At 68.7% G+C, this 5,352-nt stretch carries 4 protein-coding genes; 1 reads left to right on the forward strand and 3 read right to left on the reverse strand.

Annotation, left to right across the window (positions count from 1 at the left end; all coding sequences use genetic code 11):
• Positions 1–318 precede the first annotated feature (318 nt).
• From ACFXAZ_RS39225 to ACFXAZ_RS39235, 3 genes are all read right to left on the reverse strand, one after another.
• Entirely contained in the window at positions 319–522 is a 204-nt protein-coding gene (locus ACFXAZ_RS39225) for a YbdD/YjiX family protein (protein WP_384601781.1), read from the reverse strand.
• Positions 523–532: 10 nt separating this feature from the next.
• Positions 533–2,683, reverse strand: coding sequence for a carbon starvation CstA family protein (locus ACFXAZ_RS39230; RefSeq protein ID WP_384601775.1), 2,151 nt, complete (start codon positions 2,681–2,683; stop codon positions 533–535).
• 123 nt (positions 2,684–2,806) lie between these two features.
• Positions 2,807–3,571: a GntR family transcriptional regulator gene (locus ACFXAZ_RS39235; protein WP_382685125.1), complete on the reverse strand. Its 765-nt coding sequence runs from the start codon at positions 3,569–3,571 to the stop codon at positions 2,807–2,809.
• Between the two features lie 445 nt (positions 3,572–4,016).
• Here ACFXAZ_RS39235 and ACFXAZ_RS39240 point away from each other — a divergent pair, with 445 nt between their 5' ends.
• The gene (locus ACFXAZ_RS39240; RefSeq protein ID WP_384601778.1) at positions 4,017–5,294 is read left to right on the forward strand and encodes an extracellular solute-binding protein; all 1,278 of its coding nucleotides are present in this window, start codon (positions 4,017–4,019) and stop codon (positions 5,292–5,294) included.
• Positions 5,295–5,352: the final 58 nt, after the last annotated feature.

A 5,352-nucleotide genomic window follows, 5' to 3' on the forward strand; every position in this document is an offset into this window, starting at 1 on the left:
ACCAACCCCCCCGCCCCCCCCCCCGCCCCCGCGCCCGGGGGGGCCCTGGGAATCCCGGGTGCCGGCACCCACCTCTGGGGCGCGGGGAACTGCGCGATCAACCACGACGGACCGGCACCCGTACCCGCGCAGCTCGGGGCCCTGGGAATCCCGGGTGCCGGCACCCACCTCTGGGGCGCGGGGAACTGCGCGATCAACCACAACGAACCCGCACCCGTACCCGCTAAGTTCCGGGCCCTGGGAATCCCGGGTGGCATCCAGGCTCAGGGGCGCGGGGAACTGCGCAAACAACCACGACGAACCCGCACCCGCACAGACTCAGCAGCACCGAAACCCCTCCCGAGGATCCCCCTCCCGCCGATCCATCCGCGTCCGTTCGAAGTCCCGCCGGGACGGCACCTCCGCCTCGGGGTCGCCCTTGCGCAGATGCGCGCAGTAGCGGTCGTACGCCGACTCGTCGGTCAGCTCCCGCAGAAACCAGCGCACGCCCGCCAGGACCCGGCGGCACCACCCCCTCCGCACCCCCCGCGCCTCAAGACCCCGCCCCACTGCCGACCGCATCCCGCGTCGCCTCCTCCCTCTCCCGCTCGGTCGGGAACAGACCGTCCGGGGCGACGATCCTCGACTCGACGTACGGCGCCTCACTGAGCGTGGACAGGGCCGGACGCCGGACATGGCGGACGCAGACGCGGGCCGCGTCCACGAGGACCACGATGATCAGCAGGGCCAGCACGGCCGTGAGGACCCCGTCGACCGTGGAGTTGGTGACGACGGTCCGCATGTCGTCCATCGTCCTGGCCGGCGCCAGGACCGTACCCTCGTCGATGGCGTCCTGGAAGATCCGGCGCTGCTCGAAGAATCCGACCCTCGGGTCGGAGGAGAACACCTTCTGATAGCTGGCCGTCAGCGTCACCGTCACGTCCCAGATCAGCGGGACGCCCGTCACCCAGGCCCACTTGAGGCGCCCGGACTTGACCAGCAGGGTGGTGCAGACGGCGAGGGCGACGGCGGCGAGCAACTGGTTGGCGATGCCGAAGATCGGGAAGAGCTGGTTGATGCCGCCGAGCGGTTCATGGACGCCCACCCACAGGAAGTACCCCCACAGGCCGCACACGAGCGCGCTGGTGAGGATCAGCCCCGGCTTCCAGCTGATGTTCCTGAACGGCTTGTACACGTTCCCCAGCATGTCCTGGAGCATGAACCGGCCCACGCGCGTACCGGCGTCCAGCGCGGTCAGAATGAACAGCGCCTCGAACATGATGGCGAAGTGGTACCAGAAGGCGCGCAGGCCGCCGCCGGTGACCTGCGAGAAGATCTCCGAGACACCGACCGCGAGGGTGGGCGCCCCGCCGGTGCGGGAGAGGAGGGAGGACTCCTCGACGTTCTTGGCCGCCCGGGCGAGGTCCTCGGGCGAGATCGAGTAGCCCCAGCCCGTCACCACCTGCGACGCGCTCTCCACCGTCGTCCCGATGACCCCGGCGGGCGCGTTCATCGCGAAGTACAGTCCCGGGTCGATGATGCTGGCCGCGATCAGCGCCATCACGGCGACGGACGACTCCATCAGCATGGAGCCGTACCCGATCATCCGGACCTGCGTCTCCTTCTGGATCATCTTGGGCGTGGTGCCGCTGGAGATCAGCGCGTGGAACCCGGACAGGGCGCCGCAGGCGATGGTGATGAACACGAACGGGAAGAGCGAGCCCGCGAAGACCGGCCCGTCGCCGTTCGCGGCGAAGGGGGTGACCGCGTCCATCCGCAGCGTCGGCAGGGCGATGACGACCCCGAGCGCGAGCAGCGCGATCGTGCCGATCTTCATGAAGGTGGAGAGGTAGTCGCGGGGCGCGAGCAGCATCCACACGGGCAGGATCGACGCGATGAACCCGTACGCCACCAGCCAGATCACCAGCGTGGCCGGTTCGAGGGTGAAGGTGTCCGCCCAGGACGACTCGGCCACCCAGCGGCCCGAGACCAGCGCGAGCAGGAGCAGGGCCACGCCGATCAGTGACACCTCGACCACCCGGCCGGGCCGCAGGACCCGCAGATAGAAGCCCATCAGCAGGGCGATCGGGATCGTCATGCCGATGGAGAAGGTGCCCCACGGGGACTCGGCGAGGGCGTTGACGACGACCAGCGCCAGCACACCCAGCAGGATGATCATGATGGCGAACGCGGCGAGCAGCGCGGCGGCCCCGCCGAACGGGCCGATCTCCTCGCGTGCCATCTGCCCGAGCGAACGCCCGTCGCGGCGGGTGGAGAAGAACAGCACCACCATGTCCTGGACCGCGCCCGCGAGGATCACCCCGACGATGATCCAGATGGTGCCCGGCAGATAGCCCATCTGCGCGGCGAGCACGGGACCCACCAGCGGCCCGGCACCGGCGATGGCCGCGAAGTGATGGCCGAGCAGCACCCGCCGGTCGGTGGGGTGGAAGTCGACCCCGTTGTCCAGCCGTTCGGCCGGGGTGGCCCGGGTCCGGTCGACCTTGAGGACCTTGTACGCGATGAACTTGGAGTAGAAGCGGTAGGCGATCGCGTACGAGCCGAGGGCCGCCGCGATCATCCAGGCGGCGGAGATCTCCTCACCGCGGGACAGCGCGAGCACCGTCCAGCCGGCCCCGGCGACCAGTGCGACCAGGGTCCAGATGGCGATGGTTCTGGCGGGTGCGGGGTGTGCTCTGCGCACGGGTCGTCCTCCCGTCGTCTGCGATGACGGGAGGACGGTACGGCAGCGAGATGATCCGCGCTACGCCATGAACACCGGTGCCGCGTAAGGGGATTGTGTAAAGCGGACGTACCGCGTACGGTCCTACGCCTCCGGCCGCTTCAGTCGGGCGACGAACTTGTACCGGTCCCCGCGGTAGACCGACCGCACCCATTCCACCGGCTTGCCGTCGCGGTCGAGGGAGTGGCGGGACAGCATCAGCATCGGCAGCCCCACGTCGGTGCCGAGCAGGCCGGCTTCGCGCGGGGTGGCCAGGGAGGTCTCGATGGTCTCCTCGGCCTCGGCGAGATGGACGTCGTACACCTCCGCGAGGGCGGTGTAGAGAGAGGTGTATTTGACCAGGCTCCGGCGCAGCGCGGGGAAGCGTTTGGCGGACAGGTGGGTGGTCTCTATGGCCATCGGCTCACCGTTGGCCATGCGCAGCCGCTCGATGCGCAGCACCCGGCCGCCCGGACTGATGTCCAGCAGCCCGGCGAGCCGGTCATCGGCGGTGATGTAGCCGATGTCCAGCAGCTGGGAGGTGGGTTCGAGTCCCTGCGCGCGCATGTCCTCGGTGTACGAGGTGAGTTGCAGCGCCTGGGAGACCTTCGGCTTGGCGACGAACGTGCCCTTGCCCTGGATCCGTTCGAGCCGCCCCTCGACCACCAGCTCCTGGAGCGCCTGGCGGACGGTGGTGCGCGAGGTGTCGAACTCGGCGGCCAGCGTGCGCTCGGGCGGCACCGGGGTGCCGGGCGCCTGCGTCTCCGTCATGTCGAGCAAATGCTTCTTCAGGCGGTAGTACTTGGGCACGCGCGCGGTACGGACGGTCGCCCCACCCTCGTTCTCCGCACTGCTGACGTCGGTGGTCATGCTCTGCCTTCCCGGCTCCGGGTGCCGAAGCGACCGGCACCCGCCGGACGCGGCTCACATCGTGGCACGGCTTTGTACGCGCGTGGCCACTCCCGGTTGCCTCTGTCGCCTCCGGATGGTCCGCCGCACGTCCGTGATCTCCTCTGTATACCTTCGTGACCCCGGTTGGTCTAGTCCATCACACCATGATGACGCAGGTGGTATGCCCGAAGTGGTACGTCCGATACGTGCCTTGCGCAATGAAAGTTCCCTGCATATCTCGGTGTCATCACGGACGCGGGGAGGGCGCTTAACCACCCTTGACAGGCCAATTGGTCTGAGCCAAGCTCCCGGTACTGGTCTACACCATTGGTCCAGGTCCCGGCCCCATTGACGGTACGCACGGCGTTTCGACTGAGCACCGCGGGGAGGCAGGGGGGTTTGTGGCATCCCTGAGGAGGGTGGCGTGAAGCGCAAGCTGATATCCGCGATCGGTGTCGCGGCGATGATGGTTTCCATCGCGGCGTGCGGAGGGGACAGCGGGGACGACAGTGGCGGGGACACGAGCGCTGACGGGTTCGCGGGGCAGACGCTGACCGTCTGGGTGATGGACGGTTCCTCGCCCGACGACTGGCAGGCGGAGGTGGCCGCGGCCTTCGAGAAGGAGACCGGGGCGAAGGTCGAGTTCGAGGTCCAGCAGTGGAACGGCATCCAGCAGAAGCTGACCACCGCGCTGTCCGAGGAGAACCCGCCGGACGTCTTCGAGATCGGTAACACCCAGACGCCGGCCTACGCCAAGACCGGCGGTCTGGCCGACCTCAGTGACCTGAAGGAGGAGATCGGCGCCGACTGGACCGAGGCGCTGAACGCATCCTCCATCTACGACGGTACGCAGTACGCGGCTCCCTGGTACTTCGCCAACCGGGTCGTCCTCTACAACAAGCAGGTCTGGGAAGAGGCCGGCATCACGGAGACGCCGACCACCCGCGACCAGTTCTACGCGGACCTGGAGACCATCGGCGAGAAGACCGACGCCGAGCCGATCTACCTGCCCGGCCAGAACTGGTACTACTTCGTCGGCCTGGTCGTCGGCGAGGGCGGCGAGCTGGTCAAGCAGGACGGCGACAAGTGGGTCTCCAACCTCGACTCTCCCGAGGTCGCCGCCGCCGCGGAGACGTACAAGAAGTTCCAGGCCCTGTCCGAGGCCCCCAAGGACAAGGACGAGGCCACCCCGCAGCAGGGTGAGGTCTTCGCCGAGGGCAACGTCGGTGCCTTCATCGGCATGGGCTGGGAAGCCGGCATCGCGATCGAGGCCAACCCCGAGATCGAGGAGCAGATCGGCTACTTCACCATCCCGGGTCCGACCGCCGAGCAGCCCGAGGGCGTCTTCCTCGGTGGCTCCAACCTCGCGGTGGCCCAGGGCAGCGAGCAGCAGGATCTCGCCAAGGAGTTCCTGAAGATCACGCTGTCGGACGAGTTCGAGGGCAAGCTCGCCGCGACCAACGGAGTCATCCCGAACAAGGAGTCGCTCCAGTCCAACCTGTCCGGTAACGCCGCCGCCGAGGCCGCCGCCCCGGCCGCCGCGTTCGGTGGCACCACCCCGCTGATCGCGGAGTGGGCCGCGGTCGAGAACGCGCCGAACCCGATCAAGACCTACCTGACCGCCGTGCTCAACGGCAAGACCCCGGCCGAAGCCGCCGCGCAGGTCGAGGAAGAGTTCAACAAGCGTCTGTCGCAGGAGTAGCGGCACCAGCGCTCTGCGCTCATGCCGGGGCGGGGACGGCCCTCGGGCCGTCCCCGCC

It is taken from the genome of Streptomyces sp. NPDC059477 (genome assembly GCF_042749375.1).
In the GTDB taxonomy this organism is placed as follows: domain Bacteria; phylum Actinomycetota; class Actinomycetes; order Streptomycetales; family Streptomycetaceae; genus Streptomyces.

Bases quoted from the DNA above. Each gene is read 5' to 3' on its own strand.
- ACFXAZ_RS39235 (WP_382685125.1), bottom strand. From the start codon at position 3,571: ATGACCACCGACGTCAGCAGTGCGGAGAACGAGGGTGGGGCGACCGTC.